The organism is Polyangium fumosum, from assembly GCF_005144585.1.
GTDB lineage: Bacteria > Myxococcota_A > Polyangia > Polyangiales > Polyangiaceae > Polyangium > Polyangium fumosum.
Genome location: NZ_SSMQ01000061.1, coordinates 53387 through 75639 on the forward strand (window position 1 = coordinate 53387; position 22253 = coordinate 75639).

12 protein-coding genes and 1 riboswitch are annotated in these 22253 nt (G+C 67.0%); of the genes, 10 read left to right on the plus strand and 2 right to left on the minus strand.

The window, feature by feature from the left end; translation table 11 throughout:
* The 4 genes from E8A74_RS39445 (at position 1) to E8A74_RS39460 (ending at position 4707) form a co-directional block, all read left to right on the plus strand.
* Complete coding sequence (locus E8A74_RS39445; RefSeq protein WP_136934272.1) at positions 1–1245, plus strand: HlyD family secretion protein; 1245 nt, start codon at positions 1–3, stop codon at positions 1243–1245.
* 10 nt (positions 1246–1255) lie between these two features.
* Positions 1256–2845: a DHA2 family efflux MFS transporter permease subunit gene (locus tag E8A74_RS39450; protein ID WP_136934273.1), complete on the plus strand. Its 1590-nt coding sequence runs from the start codon at positions 1256–1258 to the stop codon at positions 2843–2845.
* A gap of 75 nt (positions 2846–2920) precedes the next feature.
* Complete coding sequence (locus tag E8A74_RS39455) at positions 2921–3721, plus strand: sigma-70 family RNA polymerase sigma factor (RefSeq protein ID WP_136934274.1); 801 nt, start codon at positions 2921–2923, stop codon at positions 3719–3721.
* Positions 3722–4239: 518 nt separating this feature from the next.
* The gene (locus E8A74_RS39460) at positions 4240–4707 is read left to right on the plus strand and encodes a hypothetical protein (protein ID WP_136934275.1); all 468 of its coding nucleotides are present in this window, start codon (positions 4240–4242) and stop codon (positions 4705–4707) included.
* Here E8A74_RS39460 and E8A74_RS39465 read toward each other — a convergent pair whose 3' ends face one another.
* Positions 4708–7230, minus strand: coding sequence for a M1 family metallopeptidase (locus E8A74_RS39465; protein WP_136934276.1), 2523 nt, complete (start codon positions 7228–7230; stop codon positions 4708–4710).
* A 489-nt stretch (positions 7231–7719) separates the two neighbouring features.
* Here E8A74_RS39465 and E8A74_RS39470 point away from each other — a divergent pair, with 489 nt between their 5' ends.
* From E8A74_RS39470 to E8A74_RS39485, 3 genes are all read left to right on the plus strand, one after another.
* A complete protein-coding gene (locus E8A74_RS39470) occupies positions 7720–8421 on the plus strand; it encodes a TVP38/TMEM64 family protein (RefSeq protein ID WP_232379952.1) in 702 nt (233 codons plus the stop codon).
* Positions 8422–8705: 284 nt separating this feature from the next.
* Positions 8706–14384, plus strand: coding sequence for a sensor histidine kinase (locus tag E8A74_RS39475; protein ID WP_232379953.1), 5679 nt, complete (start codon positions 8706–8708; stop codon positions 14382–14384).
* A gap of 74 nt (positions 14385–14458) precedes the next feature.
* The gene (locus E8A74_RS39485) at positions 14459–15646 is read left to right on the plus strand and encodes a sialidase family protein (protein WP_170229712.1); all 1188 of its coding nucleotides are present in this window, start codon (positions 14459–14461) and stop codon (positions 15644–15646) included.
* Between the two features lie 502 nt (positions 15647–16148).
* Here E8A74_RS39485 and sugE read toward each other — a convergent pair.
* Entirely contained in the window at positions 16149–16463 is a 315-nt protein-coding gene (gene sugE / locus E8A74_RS39490; RefSeq protein ID WP_136934279.1) for a quaternary ammonium compound efflux SMR transporter SugE, read from the minus strand.
* A gap of 20 nt (positions 16464–16483) precedes the next feature.
* Positions 16484–16549, minus strand: a riboswitch (guanidine-III (ykkC-III) riboswitch).
* A gap of 117 nt (positions 16550–16666) precedes the next feature.
* Here sugE and E8A74_RS39495 point away from each other — a divergent pair.
* The 3 genes from E8A74_RS39495 (at position 16667) to E8A74_RS39505 (ending at position 22090) form a co-directional block, all read left to right on the plus strand.
* Positions 16667–20305 (plus strand): DUF4132 domain-containing protein, encoded by a 3639-nt coding sequence (locus E8A74_RS39495; protein ID WP_136934280.1) that lies wholly within the window; start codon positions 16667–16669, stop codon positions 20303–20305.
* A 55-nt stretch (positions 20306–20360) separates the two neighbouring features.
* On the plus strand, positions 20361–21344 hold the full coding sequence (locus E8A74_RS39500) for a SpoIIE family protein phosphatase (protein WP_170229713.1): 984 nt from the start codon (positions 20361–20363) through the stop codon (positions 21342–21344).
* Positions 21345–21538: 194 nt separating this feature from the next.
* Positions 21539–22090 (plus strand): hypothetical protein, encoded by a 552-nt coding sequence (locus E8A74_RS39505; protein WP_136934282.1) that lies wholly within the window; start codon positions 21539–21541, stop codon positions 22088–22090.
* Positions 22091–22253: the final 163 nt, after the last annotated feature.

The window sequence follows — 22253 nt, forward strand, 5'->3', positions numbered from 1 at the left end:
ATGAGCACCGCGACATCCGCTTCCGACGTCGTTCCCCAAGCCCCCTCCGTCGAGGGGAGCGCTGCCGCGGGCGCCTCCGCGAAGCCGAAGAGCAAGGGGCGCACGCTCCTGTTCGTCCTGCTGCTCGTCGCCGTCGTGGGCGGCGGGGGGTACTGGTGGACGCACCGCACCGTGGAGAGCACGGACAACGCGCAGGTGGACGGCGAGGTGATCGCGGTGCCGGCGCGCACGGGCGGGACCATCGCGCAGGTGCTCTTCACGGAGAACCAGCAGGTCAAAGCCGGCGATACGCTGGCCGTGCTGGATGACGAGAGCGCGAAGGCGAAGGTCGCGCAGGCCGAGGCAAACGTGGAGGCGGCCGAGGCGGCGGCCGAGGCGGCGGAAGCGGACGCGCGCGTGGCCGCGATCAACGCGCTCGGCAACAAGTCCGTGGCCGAGGCGTCGCTGCAAACGGCGCAGGGGGGCGTGGTGTCGGCGGCCGATCAGCTCAAGGAGGCCGAGGCTTCGGTGAAGTCCGCGGACACGGCCTTCAAGCAGGCCGAGACCGATCGCAACCGCAACCGCAAGCTGCTCGAGCAGGGCGCGCTTCCGCAGGCCTCGTTGGATCAGGCGGAGACGAGCTTCGCCGTGGCGCAGGCGAACCTGGAAGCCGCGCGGGCGCGGCTCTCGACGCTGCGGGCGAACATCGCCGTGGCGCGGAGCCGCACGACGGAGGCCTCGGCCAAACTGGAGCAAACGAGCAACGTGGACGCGCTCGTGGCGCAGGCGCAGGCGCGCGCAAAGACGGCGCGGGCGCAGGTGGCCATCGCCAAGGCGACGCGGGATCTGGCGAAGCTCGAGCTTTCGTACACGCGCATCGTGGCCCCCGCGGACGGCGTGGCTTCGAAGAAGACGATCGCCGTCGGGCAACAGGTCGCGTCGGGGCAGGCCATCGTGCAGCTCGTGACGCCGCTCCTGTGGGTGACGGCGAACTTCAAGGAGACGCAGGTCGCGAAGATGCACGCGGGCCAACCTGCGCGTTTGGTGGTCGTCGCGCTGCCGGGCGTCACCTTGCACGGTGAACTCGAGAGTTTGTCCGGCGCGACGGGCTCGCGCTTCACGCTGCTGCCGCCGGACAACGCGAGCGGCAACTACACGAAGGTGGTGCAGCGCGTGCCCGTGCGCGTGAAGCTGCGCGACGTGCCGCAGGGCCTCGTGCTGCGGCCGGGCATGAGCGTCGAGCTGTCCATCGATACGCGCGGTTAGGAGGTTCGTCGTGGTCCAGGCTCAGCTCGCCCTCGCACCGCCCGCGCTCGCCGTCGCCGCGCCTCAGAACAACAAGTGGGCCGTGGCCATCGCGGTGGCCATCGGCGCGCTCCTCGAGGTCATCGACACGAGCATCGTCAACGTGGGGCTCGCCGACATGCAGACCTCGCTCGGCGCGTCGCTCAGCCAGGCGAGCTGGATCGTATCGAGTTACGCCGTCGCGAACGTCATCATCCTGCCGCTCGCCGCGTGGCTCGGGCACAGGTTTGGCAAGAAAAAGTATTTCATCTTCTCGCTCGTAGGCTTCACGGTGGCCTCGCTCCTGTGCGGGCTCTCGACGAGCCTGCCGATGCTGGTCGTCGCGCGTGTGTTGCAGGGGATCACGGGCGGCGGCCTGATGGCCAAGGCGCAGTCGATCCTCTTCGAGACGTTTCCCAAGGAGGAGCAGGCGACGGCGCAATCGTTTTTCGGGGCCATCGTCATCGCGGGCCCCGCGATCGGCCCCACGCTGGGCGGTTACATCGTGACGAACATCGGCTGGCGGTGGATCTTCTTCATCAACCTGCCGCTCGGCGTGCTCGCGGTCCTGCTTTGCCTCTCGGCGCTCCCGCCCGACGAGCCGCACAAGACGCGGCCGAAGGGCATCGATTGGGCCTCCATCGCCATGCTGGCCCTCGGGCTCGGTTGCTTGCAGACGTTCCTCGAGGAGGGAAACTCCCACGACTGGTTCGATGATCCGATGATCGTCGTCCTGTGCATCACGTCGATCGTGTCGCTCGTGCTCTTCGTGCGTCGCGCGCTCGCCTCGGACGAACCCGTCGTGGACCTGCGCGTGCTCCGGTATCGCTCGTTATGGGCAGGCAGCATCCTCTCGGTGGTCGTGGGCATGGCCCTGTATGGCGGGCTCTTCGCGGTGCCGATCTTCGCGCAGACGAACCTGCGTTACACGTCGCAACAAACGGGCCTCATGATGCTGCCCGGCGCGCTGGCCACGGCGGCGATGATGCAGGTCGCGGGGAGGCTGGCGCGGAAGATGGACCCGCGGCTCATGCTGGTGATCGGGGCGCTCATCCTGGCGGGCTCGCTCGTGATGTTCTCCAACATGAACCCGATGACGAGCGGCGACGATCTCTTTTGGCCGCTCATCGTGCGCTCCCTGGGCACCGTGTTCATGTTCTTGCCGCTCTCGATGGCCTCGCTCGGTCCCATTCCGCGCAAGGACGTCGCCTCTGCGACGGGGTTCTTCAATTTGACGCGCATGCTCGGGGGCAGCGTCGGCGTCGCGCTGCTCTCGATGATGCTGACCCGGCGGCAGGCCTTTCACGCGGCCGTCGTGGCGGAGAAGCTCGTGTCGAACGATCCCGCGACGATCGAGCGGGTCAACATGCTGACGGGCGCGATGATGGCGAAAGGCGCGTCCGCGGTGGAGGCGAAGCAACGCGCGCTTTCGTTGCTCTCCGGGACGGTGGCGCAGCAGGGCTCGATCATGTCGTTCGCGGACACGTTCTGGCTCGCCGGTATGCTCATTGTGCTGTTTTTGCCCCTCGTGATGCTGCTCGGCAAACCGCAGCAAGGGGTCAAGGTGGACGCGGGGCATTGAGGGCAAGCGGCCCCGCGAACGTTCAACGAGAGGAGCTGTCTCTTGCGCGACGGAGAGAAAGAAAGGCGCCGAAGGATGGGCGCAGCGCCGCGACCCGACGCGCTGTCGATGTACCGCGCGGAGATCGCGAGGCGCCGGATTCTGACCGCGGAGGTCGAGCGCGATCTCGCGATCCGCTGGAAGGCAGGCGATCGCGAGGCCGGGCGGCTGCTCATCGAGGCGTGCTTGTCGTACGTGATGACGATCGCCCGCGAATACCAGCGCTGGGGCGCGCCGTTCGAGGACATCGTGCAGCAGGGCAACATCGGCTTGCTCCAGGCGGCCGAGCGCTTCGATCCGGCGCGCGGATATCGGCTCGCGACGTTCGCGAATTACTGGATTCGCGCCGAGATCCGCGATTACGTGACGCGGAATTACAGGATCGTGCGCCTCGGCACGTCGAAGGCGGAGCGGCGGGCGGTGCGCTTTTTTCGCCGGGCGTTCGTGAAGGATGCGACGACGCTCGCCGAAGAGACGGGCCTGTCCGAGCAGCGCGCCCACGAATTGATCCCCTTGCTTGCGGGGCCCGACGCGCCGCTCGATACCTCGACCCACAGCGACGGCCTGGCGGACGGCGCGCCCTCGCCCGAGGCAGAGGTTTGTCTGGCCGACGAGCGCGCGCGCCTGCAATGCGCCGTGAAAACAGCGCTGGCCGAGTTATCGCCTCGGGAGCAGCAGGTGCTCGAGCGGCGCCTGATGTCGGACGAACCCGCGACGCTGGCGGAGCTCGGGGTGGCGTTCGGCGTGAGCAAGGAGCGCATCCGCCAGGTCGAGGAGGCCGCCAAGCAGCGTGTACGCGGTCGCCTGCGAATGTTCGCGGGCGAGGCCCCGTTGTAGCCCGCGCGTCTGTCCGGTCTGGCACGCGGCCGTCAACGTCCCGGTCTCCGCGGCCGTGCGTGCGCGGTTGTACAGATAGACATGGTCGAACGTCGCTCGGGGGCGCGTCCTCGGCGGCAACACCCCGCATCGCCCCGTGGGCCTCTTGACAATTGGGCTGGAGCCTGCGCTTCTGTCCTTTGGCGAAGCGCGATTCCGCAGACGCCTCCGAGGTACCCATGCGCAGGCGACAAGCTCTCCAAATCGCAGCAGCCGCAGCGTCGCTCCCATGGACGGGGTGTGGGGGCAACACGCCGAACCCTGCGATAGGGCAAACGGCCTCCCCGACAACGGCTCCCGGCAAGAGCGCTACCCCCACGCCGGAACCGACCGCGCAGCCGAGCGCGACCGCGGCTTCTTCCGCGGAAGCCCCTCCGGAGCCCGTCGCGAATCCGACGCCGGAGCCCGCAGCCAAGCCGCTCGAGCCGTCGTTTTCAAGGGTGATTTGCAGGGTAGGAAAGAACCACGGCCATGTCTTCGTGGTGACGCTGGCCGACGTCCTTTCGGGAGCTGACAAGACCTATCAGATCGCAGGGACGGCGAAGCATCCGCACGAGGTGACGCTCACGGCGGAGGATATGAAGACCCTTTTGAAAGGGGAGCTTTTGCGCGCCAAGAGCACCCAAGGCCTCACGCATACGCACCGCGTGCACGTGCGATGTGCGCCCGCGGAGGATCCGCCGGAGTGGGTGAGCGTCTGCTCGGCCGAGTTCACCGGGAAAGACGAGCATGAGGTGGTGATTACCGCCGCCGATATGGACTCCGGTACGGACAAGACCTACGATGTGCAAGGTCTCGCCGGGCATCCGCACAAGCTGACGCTGACCGCGGCGGATTTTCAGAAGCTGAAAAAAGAGGGGGCGGTCTCGATTCAGACCTCCCGCCTCGACGAAGATTCCCACCTGCACGTGGTGATCATCCGGTATCGGTCTCCGAAACGGGGGTAATCAGGGGCAGAGGGCGGGGTCCTCGACCCGCGCGGCGGCTTTGGGATCGAGCGGGGCGTCCTTCAGGCCCTCGGCAAACGCAGCCCACGCCATGGCGTCGTCCGCCGTCAGCTTGATGGCCGCGCACACGGCTCGTTGATGCGCCACCCGCGTCCACGGCGAATGGAGCAGCACGTCGAGGCCCGCCAGCGCGTCCGCATTCTCGGCCGCCGTGGGGGCCATCGTCGTTACAACTGCTCGAATGGCCTGCTGGAGCACGTCGGTGTCCTCGGTCGTGCTGAGCAGTTCGACGAAGAATGTGCGCCACGCGGGGATGTCGGCGGGTTCGAGCCCGCTCAGGTACGACCGGAGCTCCATGGTCGCGAGCCAGCGCGCCCTCGCCGTGTTGGCTTGTTTTGCGACGCTGCCCCAGGTCGACATGGCGAGCGGCGCCGGGATGTCGAATGCGGTGAGGTAGCTCAGCCGGAGATAATCGAGTTCCCCGGACGAGAGCCCTGTCGCGAGGCTCGTCCAGTCGTCCGCGAAGGCGGTCACCGGGTCGAACATGCTGCATGCGCCATAGCCGTAGACCTGGAGCAAATCGAGCGAGAAGGGGGGCGGCGGAACCAGGAGCGCCTCGTTCAGCGTGGTCGTCCAGGCGGCCGCCGTCGCTGGCTCGAGCCCCGGGTCGCTGGCCACCGAGCAAGCGGTGCTCAAGGCATTGGCTTGCGTCCACTCCGAGTCGAGCCCTGTCATGAACGCGCCGAACCCTTCCGGTGTGGCGCCCGGCAAGGTCGACGACGTGAAGATCACTTCATCCTGGGCTGCCGAGCCGATGTCGAAAAATCGGGCCTCCGCCGCCGGGCTCATGGGCACGAGGAGCGGCAGGACGCTCACGTAATAGGCATTCATGGATTCCTCGTCTACCAAGAAGGAATCCCAGGGGAGGTGGTGGTCTTTTGGATCGATCACGAGGAACTCGCCGCTCGCCTGCGGCGCCACGTCGAAGGGCTCCCCGATCGGGAGCGTCTCCGTGCGCACCGAGCCGTCTTCCGCGACCCAGCCGATATCGAACGGAACCATCAGCACCCCGTCGGGGTCGTGGGCCGTCACGGTGGCGCCTCCGGAGGGCAGAGCGGCGATCGTCAGCGTGGGAAGGCTCTTCGCGTCGACCGCGTGTTTTGCTCGTGCCGTGGCCTCCGGACCGAGCGCCTCTGCGAAAGCCCCGAGGAAATCATCGGTCCCGATGGCCCCGAAGCGGTGCTCGTCGAGGATGTTCCGCAGCGTCGACCAGAAGGCCTCCTCTCCCACCAGGCTTCGTATCTGCGTCAAGAGCCAGGCGGCGCGGGTGTAGGGCCCCGTGGTGTACTTGTCCGCGATTTTCAGCGACGTGTCGCGGATGGCTTCGCCCTCCATCGCAAAGAACTCATTGGCGTTCAACGTGAAGGGGCCGTCCGTGTCCGTGTGCGCGCGAAGCCCTTCCGGCTCGAGGAGCGTCGCAATGCCCTCCTTGATCCAGAGGTCGTCCCAGCTCTCGATCGTCACGAGATCCCCGACCCACTGGTGCGCGATCTCGTGCGCCGTCAGCGAGAGCTCGGCGCCGAGCGGCTCCGTGCCCGCGCCTTCGTAATGGAACGAAATGCTTGCATTCTCGATGCCGGTCGCCGGCAGGTTTGGCAGGTGCACCACCGCGTATTTTTCGAATGGATAAGGACCGAGAAGCCCCTCGAAATGGTTGAGCATGCCCACCATCTCTCCGAGCACCGCCTCGTAATGCCCCTGCAGCCCGCGCCGGTGCCAGATGGAGACGGGGAGGTCGCCCTTCATCGTGCTCTCCACCTCGAAATCGCTGACCGCGAAGGCCATCAGGTAGGTCGGCAGCGTGTACGTGGTCTCGTACTTCATCCGGTGGGCCCCGTCCCCCTCCGGCTCGTCGGAGACGAGGTCTCCGTTGGCGATCATCTTTTCGGCGCCATCCATGCCCATGGAGACGGAGAAGATCGCGCGGTCCGACGGCGTGTCGTGGCAAGGCATCCATCGACGCGCGCCGATCGGCTCCGACATCGTGAAGACCGCGCGCACGTTCAAGGGGTCGCCTTTGCGGTTTTCGATGACGGGAATCAACGAGCCGCTCGGCGCTGCCTCGTAATCGACCTCCAGGGTGATCTGCGCACCCGTCCCGAGAGCGGGCACTGCGGAGACGTCCACCTGGAGCTGCTCCTCGCTGGCATTCGCCGAAAAAGGCAGAGCTCCGCCTCCTGCGAGCCGCACGGCTTTCACCTCGGCCACGGCGCTGTCGAGCGTGATCGTCGTCGTCCCCTTGGCCAAGGGCGAAAGGGTGATCCCGACCGTCGCGGCAAGGCGGCCTCGCACCCAGTCGTAATCTCCCTTCAATTCGTATCGCTCGACGTCGACCTCGACGCTTCCGGGGCCGGGCGGCTCGGGCTCTGGCGCGGGCGTGCATCCGGCGACGAGCGACGACGCCAGGAGGATGCTGGACGTCCAGCGCAGGCCGGGACGCGAGGGCCGTCTCGTGAAGTTCATGGATTCTCCTCGAAGGGACAAGGAAAGACGCCACCCTGGCGCCGATGGGCGACCGGCCGAGGCAAGGCTCGTCAGGCGCGCGCGCGCCCGATTGCAGCGGGTGTGCCAAGACGCCGTCCGGCGTTCCGGCGTACGAAAGAGCGGACGGCGCGCGGCCGGTTCGCGCAACGTTGCCCGAACTGTGAAGACCCACTTGCGCAATCTGCGCAACGTGATCGTGGGACCGACCTCCCCCGTCGCACCGAGGAGAAGGATTTTCAGGTCTCCTGCCCTCGAATGCTCGTCCTTTGATGCGCGACTTGCGTGGCCGGCTGCCAGCGCCCTCCGCGCTTGGCCCGTCGCGGTCCTCTCGGTCTCCCGCAGCGGCAAGCACATCACGCGCGCCGCGATGGTCATGCTCTCGACGAATTCCTCGCGCGTCGCGCTGCCGTGCTTCAGTCCGCGTCAACCATCCTTGACAGGGATGACGTGAATTGTAAACCTCGTCGCGTGCGATCGTCAGATCCTCCGCCGGGCCCCGCGGCGAGCCGCTCGCTTCGCAACATGAAGATCGCCGCCGTGGCTGCGGTGGCTCTCGGGCTTGTCGTGGCGCAGCGATTGGGTCTGTTCGAGGTCTTCAGCGAGCCCGCGCGCATCAAGCAGGCGCTCGTGGAGCTCGGTCCGGCGGGGTATTTCGCGTTCGTAGCGGCGTACGCAGCGCTCCAGCCGTTTGGCGTGCCAGGCACGATCTTCATCCTGGCGGCGCCGCTCATCTGGCCGTGGCCGGTGGCGTTCGCGCTCTCCATGGCCGGCACCATGGCGGCGAGCGTGGTGGGCTTCTCGTTCGCGCGCTTCGTCGCGCGTGATTGGGTCTCGAAGCTCGTACCGGCGCGCTTCCGTGCCTACGAAGAGGCCCTCGAAAAGCGAGCTTTCTTCACCGTGTTCCTGCTCCGGCTCATCTTCTGGATGCCGCCCATGCTCCACGTGTTTTTCGGCATCTCTCGGGTGCGGTTTCAGACGCATTTTTGGGGATCGCTGGCCGGGTACTTCCTGCCCCTGCTGGCGACCGCCTATTTCGGCGAGAAGGTCTTCGATGCCATGCGCAACGCGCCGCCTTCGGTGTGGATCGGAATGGGCGTGGCGACCATTACCATCATCGTCGTCTTCTGGATCGTCACCCGTCGCTCCATGCGAAAGGTCATTCCTTCCTGACCTGCGGCGATCGGTCTGGATACCATTGCGGGCGTCGCCGTCCATGATGCATTTTAGGCGGTTTCCATCGATGACGTGCGGGTCGCCCGCGCGCTCGGAGAGATTTCGGGCGTGGCGTAGTCGCCCTTACGGCGACGGCGGCGCGGGCTGAGCGTAGTCAGCCGAGGCGCCCCGTTGTAGGATCCGGAGTGCGTGGTGCGACTTGTGCTTCCAAACGCAGGCAGCACACAGCCGCACCCAGCGCCGCCGCCGATCGTCCGCTCCTCGCAGCAGATTTCATGGAGATGCAGAGCCCCTCCGCGTACACGATCACCGAGACCCTTTTCGAGGGGCGGGGGACGATCGTGCTCCGCGCCATCCGAGTAAGTGATGGCCGCCAGGTGATCCTCAAAGCGCTCGATCCGAAGAGCAGCCGCCCGCAGGACATCGAGCGATTGAAACACGAGCAAGCGCTGGGCGAGGCGCTGGACCTGCCGACCGTCATCAGGCCGCTCGCCCTCGACACGTATCACGGGCAGCCGGCGCTCGTTCTGGAGGACACGGCGGGCACGCCCCTCGATCGCTTGCTCGGAGCGCCGATGGAGACGGAGCGTTTTTTGCGGCTCGCGATTCACATCACGACCGCGATCGCTGACATCCACCGGCAGGGCGTCGTCCACAAGGACATCAAGCCCCAAAATATCATCGTCAATCCCGTGACAGGGGAGGCAAAGCTCACGGATTTTGGGATTGCGTCCCGCCTTCCCCGTGAGCACACCTCGCCGCAGAGCCCGGACAGAATCGAGGGCTCGCTGCCGTACATGTCGCCGGAGCAGACGGGGCGGATGAACCGAGCTGTCGATTCCCGCACCGACCTCTATTCGCTAGGCATCACCTTCTACGAAATGCTCACGGGCAGGCCCCCGTTCGAGGCCCGAGACCCGCTCGAGTGGATTCATTTCCACCTGGCGCGTGTCGCCCCATCCCCCTCCGAGGTCGTCCCCGAGGTACCCGAGGCCATTGCGCACATCGTGATGCATCTCCTCGCGAAAATGGCCTGCGACCGGTACCAGAGCGCGCGCGGCGTATTGCACGACCTGGAGAGGTGCCTCGCGCAATGGGTCGAAGGCGGGCGTATCGAGCCCTTCTCCCCGGGCGCGCTCGACGTGCCAGACCGCCTCCAGATCTCGCAAAAGCTTCATGGCAGGGAGGCGGAGATCGCCCTCCTGTGCGACGCCTTCGAGCGTGTCGTGGCCACGGGGACGCCGGAGCTCGTGCTCGTCGCCGGGGACCCGGGGGCCGGCAAATCCGCGCTCGTCCACAAACTCCACGAGCCCGTCGTCCGCGAGCGGGCCTTTTTCGTGTCGGGCAAATTCGACCTGATCAAGAGCGATATTCCTTATTCCACGATCGTCCAGGCCTTCCAGGAGCTCGTGCTCGGGATCCTGGCCGAGAGCGAGGAGCGGATCGCTGCATGGAGGCAGCGGCTCGCGGCGGCCCTCGGGATCAACGGAAAGCTCATCGTGGACGTGATCCCCCCGGTCGAGCTCGTCCTCGGCGAGCAACCCCCGGTCCCGGTTTTGCCGCCTGGCGAGGCGCGAAACCGTTTCCATCTCGTGTTCCGGCAATTCATCGGGGTCTTCGCGCAGAGGGAGCACCCGCTCGTGCTCTTCGTCGACGACATGCAATGGGCCGATTCGGCCAGCCTCGCGCTCCTTCAGGACCTTCTGACCGATCCCGAGATGCATAACCTCCTCGTCGTCGGCGCCTACCGCAATAGCGAGGTCCCCCCCGCCCATCCGATGATCCTGGTGACAAACGAGGTGCGGAAGGCGGCCGTGTGTGTCTCCGACATCGTCCTCGGCCCCCTTGCCAAGGCTCACCTCGCGGCGTTCATCAGTGACACCCTCCGCTGCTCCGTGGAGGAGGCCGAGCCACTCTCGGAGCTGGTACACGAAAAGACGGCCGGCAATCCATTCTTCGTCATCCAGTTCCTCACCGCGCTGTACGAGGAGCGCCTGATCGAATTCGACGAAAATGCCGTAGCCTTTCGCTGGGACGTGGCCCGGATCCGCGAAAAATGCTATACCGACAACGTGGTCGACCTGATGGTCGACAAGTTGAAGCGGCTCCCAGCGGATACCCAGGACGTGCTGACCAGCGTCGCGTGCCTCGGCAACCGCGCCGACGCGGCCACCCTCTCGATGATTCGCGGCGACGGGGAGGACGAGGTGCACGCGGCGCTCTGGGAGGCCGTCCGCGTCGGGCTCCTCCTCCGTTTGGGAGATGGCTACCGTTTCGTCCACGATCGCATTCAGGAGGCGGCCTATTCGCTCCTCTCGGAGGAAGTCCGCGCGGAGGTGCATCTGCGGATCGGCCGGCTCTTCCTGGCCAACATGCCCGAGGAGGCCATCGAGGAGCAGATCTTCGATATCGTGAGCCAGCTGAATCGCGGCGTCGCGTTGATCACCGACCCGCGCGAGAAGGAGTCGCTCCGACGGCTCAATTTCCTGGCGGGAATGAAGGCAAAGGCCACGGTCGCCCATGTGTCGGCGCGCAATTACCTGGCCCAGGCGACGGCGCTCTTGCCCAAGGACGCCTGGAGCGCGCTCTACGACGACACGCTCAGGCTCTCTCTGGAGCGGTCCGAGTGCGAATACCTCGTTGGCAATTTCGAATTGGCGGACGAGCTGTTCAACCTGATCCTCGCGCATGCCCGCTCCAACCCCGACCGCGCCGCGGTGTATGGCCTGCGCATGCGGCTGTACCAGGTCTCCGGGAGGTACGACGACGGGGTGACCGTCGCGCTCGAAGCGCTGCGCCTCTTCGACGTGACGTTCCCCGATTCGGACGAATCGTTGAAAGCGGCGACGGAGGCCGAGGTCCAAGTCATCCGGACGAACCTCCGCGGTCGTCGCGTCGCCGACATCTTCGACGCGCCCGTGGCCACCGATCCCGACGGACGGACCATCATCGGCCTGCTCGTCGAGGCGGCGCCCTGCGCGTACATCGGGCGGCCGAAGCTCTTTCCCCTGCTCGCCCTCAAAGCCGTGAGCTCGTCCCTGTGGTACGGGAACACCCAGGAATCGTGCTTCGCTTATAGCGTTTATGGCATGATGCTCGTGTCGGCCTACGGCGACATCCCGCTGGGCTACGCGTTCTCCGCGATGTCGCTGCGGCTGAACGAGAAGTTCCACGATCTCCGGCTGAAGGGGACGCTCCTTCACCTCCACGGCGACCACATCAACTTTTGGCGAAGGCCCTTCGCCGCAGGCGTCCCCATCCTCGAGAAGGCCTTCCAGGCGTGCCTGGAGGTCGGCGATCTCGTTTATGCCGGCTTCCTCGCCTTCGAGACCGTCTGGCAAGCCGTGGAGAAAGGCGACCCGCTCGACGAAGTGCTCCGGGTGTCGCAAAAATATGCAGCGTTTGCCCGGCAAAGCCATAACATACCGGTCTACGAGACCATTCGGCTCGAGCGACAGTTCGTGGCTTGCCTGAAGGGCGAGACGCAGGGTCCGACGAGCTTCGACGACGCCACGTTCCACGAGGCCACATGCCTCGCGGGGATCCGCCGGGCGACGTTCGGCTGTGGCCTCGTCTTTCACGACATCATGAAGCAGATCACGGCGTTCACCTATGGGCGTCATGCCGAGGCACGCTCGTTCGCGGCGCGCGCGGCAGCGAACCTCGGCGCCGCGATGGCCATGCCGATCGAGGCCACCCACCATTTCTTCCACGCGCTCACGATGGTGCAGCTCCTCCCCGACGCTCCCGCCGACGAGCGGGAAGAGCTCGCGCGGACCCTCGGGGGCGTGCTGCAGAAGCTCGCGTCATGGGCGGAGAACTGCCCCGAGAACTATCTCAATCGATACGCGCTGGTCTCGGCCGAGGTCGCGCGCGTCGAGGGGCGCGATCTCGAGGCCATGCGCCTCTACGAGCAGGCCATCCGGTCCGCGCGGGAGAATGGCTTCGTCCATAACGAAGGCCTCGCCTACGAACTCTCGTCGAGGTTTTACCGGGCGCGGGGGTTCGAGCAGGTGGCCGACACGTACCTCCGCGACGCCCGCGCCTGTTATGCGCGCTGGGGGGCCGATGGCAAGGTGAGGCAGCTCGACGAGCAGAATCCGCGCCTCCAGGAGCACAGGCCCTTCACGCCGACCGCCACCTTCGCGCTGCACACCGAGCAGCTCGATCTGCTTTCGGTCGTCAAGGCCTCCCAGACCATTTCGGGCGAGATCCTCCTCGACGAGCTGGCCCGTACGCTTCTCCGGGTCGTCCTCGAAGAGGGCGGCGCACAGAAGAGCTACCTGCTCCTCCGCCGTGATGGCGACCTCTCGATTGAAGCAGAGGCGCGCCTTGAAGAAGAAGGGGTGGTGACGAAGCTCCTCCCCTCGCTCGTGGTTTCGTCGTCCCCCCTCGTCCCTGCCACGATCGTACGGTATGCGCAGCGAACGAAGGAGCGGGTGCTCCTCGACGACGCGACGGCCAGCAAGTTTGCCTCGGACCCGTACATCGCTCGCGAGCGGCCCAAGTCGGTCCTGTGCCTCCCCATTCTGAGGCAGGCCCACGTGGTCGGTTTGCTTTATCTCGAGAACAACCTGCTCATCGGCGCATTCACGCCCGGTCGGCTCGTCGTGCTCTCGCTCCTCGCGGTCCAGGCCGCCATTTCCCTCCAGAATGCGCGGCTCCTGTCCGACGAGCAGGCGGCGCGGGCTGCGGCTGAGGAGGCGGAGCGACGCTCGGCGTTCCTGGCCGAGGCTGGAGAGCTGCTTTCGGAGTCGCTCGATTACGAGGACACCCTCGCGCGCCTCGGGCGCCTATGCGTGCGATCCATGGCTGACTGGTGCGTGATCGACACTGTGGAGGGGGAGGAAATTCGGCGCATCGCTGTGGTGCACAAGGATCCTGCAAAGGCGGCGCTGGTCGAGGAGCTCCGGCAGCGATATCCGCCCTCCATGGGGTCGCCTCACCCGGCGGCCAGGGCCATTGCAACCGGCGAACCGGTCCTGCTCCCCGACCTCGACACGCGCCTCCAAGGCCATACCCAGGACGAAGGGCACGAGAGGATCATCCGCGCGCTCGGGATTCGATCGCTGCTCGCCGTGCCTCTCCTGGCGCGCGGACAAACGCTCGGGGTGCTTTCCCTCGTGTCGGGCGCATCGGGCCGCAACTATGGGAGCGCCGACGTCGAACTCGCGAAGGAAGTGGCGCGCCGGGCTGCGAGCGCGATCGACAACGCGCGGCTTTATCGCGCGACCCAGGAGGCCATCCGCGCGCGCGACGAATTCCTGTCCATGGCGTCGCACGAGCTCAACACACCGCTTACGTCGCTCATGCTCTCGCTCCAATCGATGGGCCGGGCCGGCCAATCGGGCCCCTCCAGCGACCCGCAGATCATGGCCAAGCTGGCCGAGCGCGCCTTGCGGCAAGGCGCGCGCTTGCGCCGTCTCAACGATGATCTCCTCAGTGTCGCGCGGATCCACACGGGCCAGCTCCCGCTCGAGCTCGGCGCCGTCGACCTCAGCGCCCTCGTCCGGGACGTGGTCGATCAATTCAAATTGCAGATTTCGCAGGCTCATTGCTCGGTCTCGATCCGCGACAGCGTTCCGGTCGTGGGGAGCTGGGATCCCGCGCGGATCGAACAGATCGTCGTCAACCTGATCTCCAATGCGATCAAATTCGGGGCCGGCAAACCCATCGAGATCTTCATCGATCAAGAGGCCGGGATCGCGCGGCTCGCGATCAAGGATCACGGAATTGGCATCGAGCCTGCGCAGCAGGGACGCATCTTCGAACGCTTCGTGCGCGCCGTGCCCAGCAGGTATTACGGCGGGCTTGGGCTTGGCCTTTACCTCAGCCGCAAGCTCGCCGAGGCGCACGGCGGCTCGGTCCATGTCCAGAGCGAGCCTTCCGCTGGAGCGACGTTCATCGTCGAGTTGCCTGTTGCCGGGCCCTCCATCCTCACCGGCCGAGGCGAGGGGTAGGGTCGTCAAGGCATGCCTGTTGCACAGGTCCGCGCTCGGGAGGCGCGTGCGCCCCACCCATGAGGGACACCAACATGCTTGCAAAGACGAACCTTTCTTTTCTCTTCGCCATTGCCACGGCTGGCGCTTTGTTGCTTGGCTGCGGAACCGACGACCCCCCTCGAATCGACGGCACCGGCGGGAGCGGCGCGGGCGGCGCGGGTGGCGCGGGTGGCGCGGGTGGCACAGGTGGCACAGGGGGAACGGGCGGCTCCACGCCCGGCTGGGCGTTGCCTGCGTGCGAAACGGTGAGCGGGACGTCCGCCGTGACGTTCACGCTCGACGACGGCGCAAACCTCGCAAAGACCCCGGGCGAGCTCCAGGGAATCGGATACACCTACGGGCTCGCGGCGCTCGATACGCCGAACACGCTGCTCGCCGAGCACAAGGGGAAACTCCTGCGCTCCGAAGACGCGGGCTGCACCTGGAACGAAGTGGGCACGCTGACGGGTAGCAATTTCAGGATCACGGCCGCGAAGGGAGGTCTCGCGTACGCATGGGCCGAAAATGGCGACGGATTTTATCGAATCGATGAAGCCGGCCCCCACGCCTTTTCGACGCCCGCGGCGAACATCATCGGCGTGGGCGTCGATCCTGCCGACGGCAAACATCTGCGCCTGGGCGACGCGAACGGCAGCCTGCACGACTCGCACGACGGCGGTGAGACGTGGTCGAAGCAGGGCACCCCTCCCGCCTCGGGCAGCTTCATCGGGTATCGTTTCGCCTTCGATCCCGGAAACCTCGACCATGTGCTCTTCGGCCAGTCCGTGGGCGGCGGCGCCGTGACGTTCGACGGCGGCGCGACATGGAAGCAGAGCGCGGGCCTCGGCGCGAATGGCGCGAACTTGTTCTCCATCGCGGTGTCTCCTGTGGAGGGGGACATCGTATGGGCCGAGGCGCTGGAGATCGGACCCGACATCCGCCACATTTATCGATCGAGCGACGGCGGTTTGACCTTCGGCGCGGTCGTCACCGACTCGGCGGACATCAAGCTCATCAATGGTACGCTGCTCGTACCACACGCGACCGACGTTGGCGTGCTCTATTTCGTCTTCGGCATGGAGTACAATGACTACGGGACAGACCTCTTCCGGTACGACCACATGACCGGCAAGGTCACGAAGACACACAACGCCAATGATGATGTATCGGCCATCGTCGCCTCTCCCGCGGATCCCAAGCTGCTCTATCTGGGGCTCACGGTCGAGAACGGCGGCGGCTGAGGCCGAGCGGGAGCGCCTATCCACGCCGCATGGCGAATGCGATTCCGCTCTGCAGCGTGCTGCGGGTGACGATATTGCCGAGATCCACGCCGAGACTGATGAGCGTCTGGGCCCACTTCGGCGCGCTCCGCGCTCTCGAGCCCGACCGGGGTTCGTCCGGCCGTATTGACATAGAGGACCTTCCCCGCGAGCGAGGCAATGACAACGAAATCCGTGCAGCACTCGAGGGCGGAGGCGCTGCTCGTCCCCTACACGTTCGAGGAGCGCCTCCTTGGCGCGCAGGACCTCGATGAGCCGCTCCTGCGTGGCGACCTGCGCCTCGAGCGCGGCGATGCGTCGAGAGAGCGCCTCCAAGGCCCCTCGTTCGCCGCCCCGTCCTCCGCAGCGTCATGCATGAAGACGAAGCTATCCGAGCAGCGGGTCGAGGTGAGGCGCGTCGTGATCAGTCGGATCGTTTCGCTGCCACTCGCCAAGCCGGACGCGACCCTCGCGCACGGGTTGATTACGTGCTCGCCTTCAAGCCGACGATCGAAGTCAGCAACAACATGAGAAACCCGATCCGGGCCGGCGTCGCAGGCTCCTCGAACAGCACCATGCCGACGATCGCCGTCCCGAATGCACCGATGCCCACCCACACCGCATAAGCCGTCCCGATGGGGAGCGACTTCGTGGCGGTCGCGAGTAAGTACATGCTCGCCACGATCGCCGTGATCGTGAGCACGCTCGGGAGCGGACGCTTGAACCCGTTCGTGTACTTCAATCCGACGGCCCAGCAGACCTCGAGAAACCCTGCGACGATGAGGGATACCCATGCCATGACGTGCACTCCTTCCTTCGGGTGCGTCGTCTTGGCCTGACCGGGTACGGCGCGTCTCGTCCGGGCCGGCGCTCGTCCGGCTTCAGAAGCCTAGCGCTGAAGAGGGGGACAGGCAAGCGCAGGACGAGTTCGGCTGGGCGGAGGTGGCTTCGTTCATGCGCTGGATACAGACCTTTTGCGCGTCGCGTAGGCTCGCGAGCGTCATGGTGCTCGAGATGTCGAGCCCGAGCATCGTTTGTGCCGCTGTGGGCCGGATGCCCGTAATGATGCCCTCGGCCCACACCAATGTCGGAATTCGTCGGAAAAAAGCGACGCGAATAATGATTGGATTGCATCTCTGTGCTCATCCCCGTCTTCTCTCGAATTCGAGACCGCCTGCGGCGCCAACGGGCGCAATCCCGGGACGCGGTTTTGATTTCCCGATGAGCTTCTCTGGCTTGCGGCCCGCGGCGTCTGTGCGCATTGTCGCGCCCGTGACCTCGACAGCTCACGAGCCGATCGTCCTCTCCCCCGAGCAAGAGGAGACCCACACGCTCCACACGTCCTTCCACGATACGGCGCAGACGCAGCGCAAGTGTCAGTGGGTCACGCGCAAGAGCGACGGGAAGAACGACGGCCCGGTGCGCTGGTATCACCCGAACGGCACGCTCTGGCGCGCCGGCACCACGAGCGTCGAGCCCATGGGGACGTGGCACACGTATCGCGAGGACGGCTCGCTGATGCTCGAGGAAGTCGCACAAGGCGGCGACGTCTGGCTCGTGACGGCCTTCGAGCTCGGCAATCGCGTGCGGGAAGGCAAGCGCTCGCGGAATGCCCACGGCCAGCAGGTGTTCGAGGGCTACTGGACGATCTTCAAGGACGGCATGCCCACGCATCAGGAGCATTGTCCGCGCGGCGACGCGTGGGGCAGCTCCCTGAACGCGACGCGACCGATGCCCGACGCGATGCGCGCGGCGCTCCTCGCGCCCGACGTGCCTGACGCGCTCGCCGCGCTCCGCCGTACGCTCCCCTCGCCGAATGCGCGCGCCGTGCTTTGGAACGGCGCCGACGGTTTGCTCGACGAGGGCTTCACGCCGAGCCCCGAGGCCGCAGTCGCGCTCGCGTTCGATCCCCAGGCTTGGGGCCACGACCCGGAGCCCAAGCGCGCGCTGCGCTACGTGTTGCCGATCGCGGCGGAGACGCTCCCGCGGGTGATCACGCGCGCCAAGGCGATCCTGCCGAACCGGCCCGATGTGACGCACGCGTGCGCGATTCTCTTGCCGCGCCTCCTCGAAGCCACGGGGGCACCGCTCGACGCGCGCTGGGACATGCTCCTGATTCAAGCGATGACGGTCGCGTTCAGCCAACCGATCGTCGCGGTCCTCGGCGAGACGCTGCTCACGCTGCCACCCGAGCGGCGCGAGGCGCTCCTGCTCGCGATGCCCAGGATCGACTGGCAGTTCGCGCGCTTCGTGCCCACGCCGAAGATCCTCGCGCTCGCGCTCGACGATCTCGTGAAGCGTGTCCCCGATGCGCGTGGTCGCGACCACTGGAACGAACGCGTGATGCAGGAGGCGCTGGTCGCCTCGGGTTCTGCCGCGGTGGCGCCGCTCGTCGCGTGGATCGAGGGGCCAGGCAAGCAAGCGGCGTGGCGTGGGGTTGTGCTGCGCGCGCTCGGCGCGATGGGCGGCGCAAGCGTGGCGAGGGTGCTCCTCGCGCATGCCGACGATCGCTACGAGCTCGTACGAAATGCCGCACGCGAAGCGCTCCGGATGCTCGGAGAGGCCGCGCGGCCGGCGCTCATCGAGGCGTCGAAGGGTGAGGGGACGCTCGCGCGTTGGGCGCGGGACGAACTGCGCGCCGTCGAGGCGTTGCCCTCGGCGGCCGATGTCGCGTTGCGGGAGCTTCAGGCGTCGCTCACGCGCGAGGAGCGCACGCGGTACGCGGAGATCGTGGCCCCGGGCCGGGGTTACGCAGGTGTCTGGCCGGAGCCCGCACTCGTCCACGTGCGCGCAGCGATCCAGTCCGATCCGACGCGCGCGCTGGCTGCGTTCGCCGAGCTCGACGTGGTGCACGGGTTCTTCGGGTTCGCGTTGGCCGAGATCGGCAAGCATCCCGGCATCGCCGCGATCGTCGCGGATCTCCTGGCCGCGGATCGCGGCATCCACGGGCTCGACGAGACGTTGCTCGATCGCGCGCCCGCTGTGCTCGATTCGCTCGGCTTTCGGCTGGAGCAGCGACTTCCCGGCAATACGGCAAAGATCGCGGCGCACGTCGCCGAGCATCATGCGTGGGAGGGACGACGCGTGCTCATCGCGTGCGCGCGCAGCGAGGACGCGCCGGTGCGCGAGCTCGCGGTGCGCGGCCTCGTGCGTGCGGGCGCGCGCGTGGTGCCCGAGGTGCTTCCCTTGCTTGCGCGGGACGACGACGAGAGCGTCGTCTCGGCTGCGCGTGTGATCTGCGCGCTGCCGGATCCGGAGGCGGTTCCGGCGCTCGAAAAGGCGCTCGCAGACGCGACCGGCGAGCGGCTCGCAGCGCTGACGCTCGCGATCGAATCATGCCGCACGAGGGCGCTCGCGACCGATCACGCGGCGCTCGATGCGTACCTCGCCGAGCGCGCACGAGAGCGAGGCGCGAACGTCCCGCGGCTCCCCGGGCTGCCGGTGCTGCGCTTTCGTGACGGCGTGGTGCTCTCCGAGGACGCACGCCGTGGGATTCTGGCCGCGTTCGCTGCCGACGATGCGAGCGCGCCCTACGGTGGGCTCGCTGCGATCCGTCGCGAGATCGACGACGGCGATGCGGCCGAGCTGCTCGCGGTGATGCAGCGCGAGATGCTCGGGCACAAACCGTGGCGCGTGCTCGCGATCGGCACGCTCGGCAGTGACGCGCAGATCGACGCGCTCGGCGCTGAGGCACAGACGCCGCTCGAGATCGAGGCGTTACGCCGGAGCGGCCGTGGCGTCGCGTTCGAATGGCTCGATCACCTCTCGGAGCACGGCAAACCGGCGCTCGCGCGCGCCGCGCAGGACGCGCTCCGACGCGCGTGCGAGGCGCGTGGCGTCGATCGTGATGGCCTCTTCGAGCTCACGACGTCGCGCGCGCCGCACGATCCCGAGAAGACGCGCGCGGCGCTACGGCGGCGGCTCGAAGCGGCGATGATCGTGGGGCGGAGCTACGACGCCGAGCACTTCCGCGCATTCGTGCTCGAGCACCCGGTGGTGCGTGCGTTCGTGGCCGGGCTCGTGTGGAAGGACGCAAAGGGCCGGTTCGCGATCCTCACGGCGGAGGGCGCGGTCGACGCCGCGGGTGCGGTCGTGGATCTCGTGGCTCCGGTGACGATCCCGCACCCGATCGAGATCGACGACGCAGCGCTCGTGGCGCTGCGTGCACGGCTCGCGGCGCTCGCGCTGGTGCAGCCCTTCGTGCAGCTCGAACGCCGCTTCACCCGCGACGCCCAGGCCCAGCTCTCCGCGCTGATCGCCGCGACCCAGCCGAAGTCGCTCGCGGCCTTCGAGGGGCTGCTGCGGCAGCGCGGCTATCACCGCGGTACGGTCGTGGAGGGAATCGTGACCGAATCGCGGCGTCCTCTTGGCGACGGCTGGTTCATGATGGCGCGGCACGACGCGATATGGGTCCGGCAGCGCGGCCAGAAGACGTGCGGCCTCCAGGACATCGAGCCAATCCGGCAGCCCGCATGGGCGGCGCCGACGCCCGCGCTCTGGAGCGAGGCGCTCGAGGACGCACGCGTCGTGCTCGAGGCCGAGGCGGGGACGAAGAAGGCGAGAGCGCCCAAGAAGCCCAAGGATACCGCGGGCACCGGCGAGCCCAAGGCACGCAAGCCGCGGAATGATCCTGAGGTGTGAACGTTTGCGTGCAGGCACCTCAGTCCGGACGTACGATGCCAATCTGATCGCCGCCATGGGTACCTTCGACATTGTCGTGGCCGATGCAAGGTGCCCGCGCTGCGGCCACCTGCAACCCTATCGTATCCAGTACAAATACGGGTATTGCCGTCTGCACGAGTATGCGCCCGGCGACGCGATTGGTTGGTTCGATCCGCCTGGGCGTCGTGCACCTCGGATCGACATGGGGGAGAACGTGGGTGGCCTGGTTGCCGTGTCGGGCACGCCTGAGACCGCGTGTCGCTTCTGCGGAGTCGAGCTGGACGATGCAACGGTGTGGTTCCGGGACAACGTCGTGGAGAGCGTCGAGGTGGGCGTCCCCGTGCAAAACGACGATTTCATCCCCGTCGCCCCTCCGCTGGAATGGCTGCACGTCTGGTCGCAGCGGTGCGCGGGCAGCGCAAACGAGGATCGCCTTGAAGTGAGCTGCCGGGGTCGCCGGTGGACGCTGGTCGTTGCGGATGGTGCGGGTGGGCTTTCCGGCGGCGCGCTCGCTGCACGACGGGCCGCGGAAGCGGCGTCGGCCCTGGGGGCAGACATGGAGCTCACGCCTGCGGCATGGGGCGAATGGCTCGCGCGACTCGACCAAGAAATGTCCGCCGATTTCAAATGCGGCGAGACGACGTTGGTCGTGGTCCAGGTAAGCGGCTGTGAGCTGTGGGGCACGAGCATCGGGGACTCGGGGGCCCTCCTCGTGGAGAACGGGCGGGTCGTGGAGCTGACCGCGATGCAGAAGCGCAAGCCGCTTCTCGGCAGTGGGGCCGGCACGCCCACGGCGATCGAGCGGCAGCCTCTCGTGGGACGTCTCCTCCTGGCGACCGACGGTCTTCTGAAGTATCTGCCTCGATCGAGGCTATCCGAGGTTGTTCTTGCGGGGGACGTCCGCTCGGCCGTCGAGGCGCTCGTCGATGCTTTGAAGCTCCCTTCTGGGAGTTTCCACGACGATGTCGCCCTGATCCTCGGCGAGCGTGTATTGCGGTCGCAGTCGAACGGCCTGTAGCTGTTCCATCTCTCGCTTGTGATTTTTGCTCACGGATCGGTCATGGCCAGCTTCCGCGCGCTCACCGCGCTGGGCGTTGAACTCGGCGAACGGTACACCGAGAGAACGCGAGCGTGCAACGGCGCGCATCTTTCTCGCGCTCGTGGGACATGTCTCGCATCTGCGCGCCGGGCTGCTAGGCTCTCCGGGCGAAGATGTCCCTCGTTCGTCGTAGCCGGGATCGTGCATGGCTCGTCGCGCTCGTGATGATCGGGTGCACGCCGCATGCGGGGCGCGCGGCGGGGGAACACGAGCCTTGGCCGCGGGGCAATGACGTGGCGGATCCGGTGTGCGAACCGTTGCCCGAGACGCGGCCCCCGGGGGTGGTGTTACGCGTCGGGCGGGTCGATGGAGAATCGCTCACGCACGTGCTCGACGTGGCGTTGGTCGCCGATGCCAAGTGCCCCACGCGCACACTCCTCGAGGCTCCGGCGTGCGTGCGGTTGGCCAATGACGCAATGGATTACGTGTGGCGCGAGCTCGTCACGGTCGCACCCCACGAGATCGCGGTCGAGCGCCACGGCGAGTGCATCCACTGCGGCGGTCCATGGTTCGCGATCGAGTGGCCCGACGGCCGCTGCGATCGCGGCACCGACCCCTTCCACGACATCGCCCGCACGTCCTGGGACCGCTTCGACCGGGCCGTGCAACTCCTCGAAGCTGCCGCCGCCGCAGGGGGCATCACGCCGGCAGCCCCGCCGCGGTGATGGGCCTTCAGTATCCGTCGCAAGCGCTCTCGTGAAGGTATCACCTCGCCCACCCCCGTCCTGACGCCCCGTGTCCCTCGTGCCCAGGCTCCCCGCCGGAAGGAGCCTCAACATGTGTACGGAACAACAAGCGGCAGCCATTCGTGCGGAGGTCTCGCGTATC

Bases quoted from the DNA above. Each gene is read 5' to 3' on its own strand.
- E8A74_RS39445 (WP_136934272.1), top strand. From the start codon at position 1: ATGAGCACCGCGACATCCGCTTCCGACGTCGTTCCCCAAGCCCCCTCC.
- E8A74_RS39485 (WP_170229712.1), top strand. From the start codon at position 14,459: ATGCTTGCAAAGACGAACCTTTCTTTTCTCTTCGCCATTGCCACGGCT.
- E8A74_RS39475 (WP_232379953.1), top strand. From the start codon at position 8,706: ATGCAGAGCCCCTCCGCGTACACGATCACCGAGACCCTTTTCGAGGGG.
- E8A74_RS39465 (WP_136934276.1), bottom strand. From the start codon at position 7,230: ATGAACTTCACGAGACGGCCCTCGCGTCCCGGCCTGCGCTGGACGTCC.
- E8A74_RS39495 (WP_136934280.1), top strand. From the start codon at position 16,667: ATGGTGCTCGAGATGTCGAGCCCGAGCATCGTTTGTGCCGCTGTGGGC.
- E8A74_RS39505 (WP_136934282.1), top strand. From the start codon at position 21,539: ATGTCCCTCGTTCGTCGTAGCCGGGATCGTGCATGGCTCGTCGCGCTC.
- E8A74_RS39455 (WP_136934274.1), top strand. From the start codon at position 2,921: ATGGGCGCAGCGCCGCGACCCGACGCGCTGTCGATGTACCGCGCGGAG.
- sugE (WP_136934279.1), bottom strand. From the start codon at position 16,463: ATGGCATGGGTATCCCTCATCGTCGCAGGGTTTCTCGAGGTCTGCTGG.
- E8A74_RS39500 (WP_170229713.1), top strand. From the start codon at position 20,361: ATGGGTACCTTCGACATTGTCGTGGCCGATGCAAGGTGCCCGCGCTGC.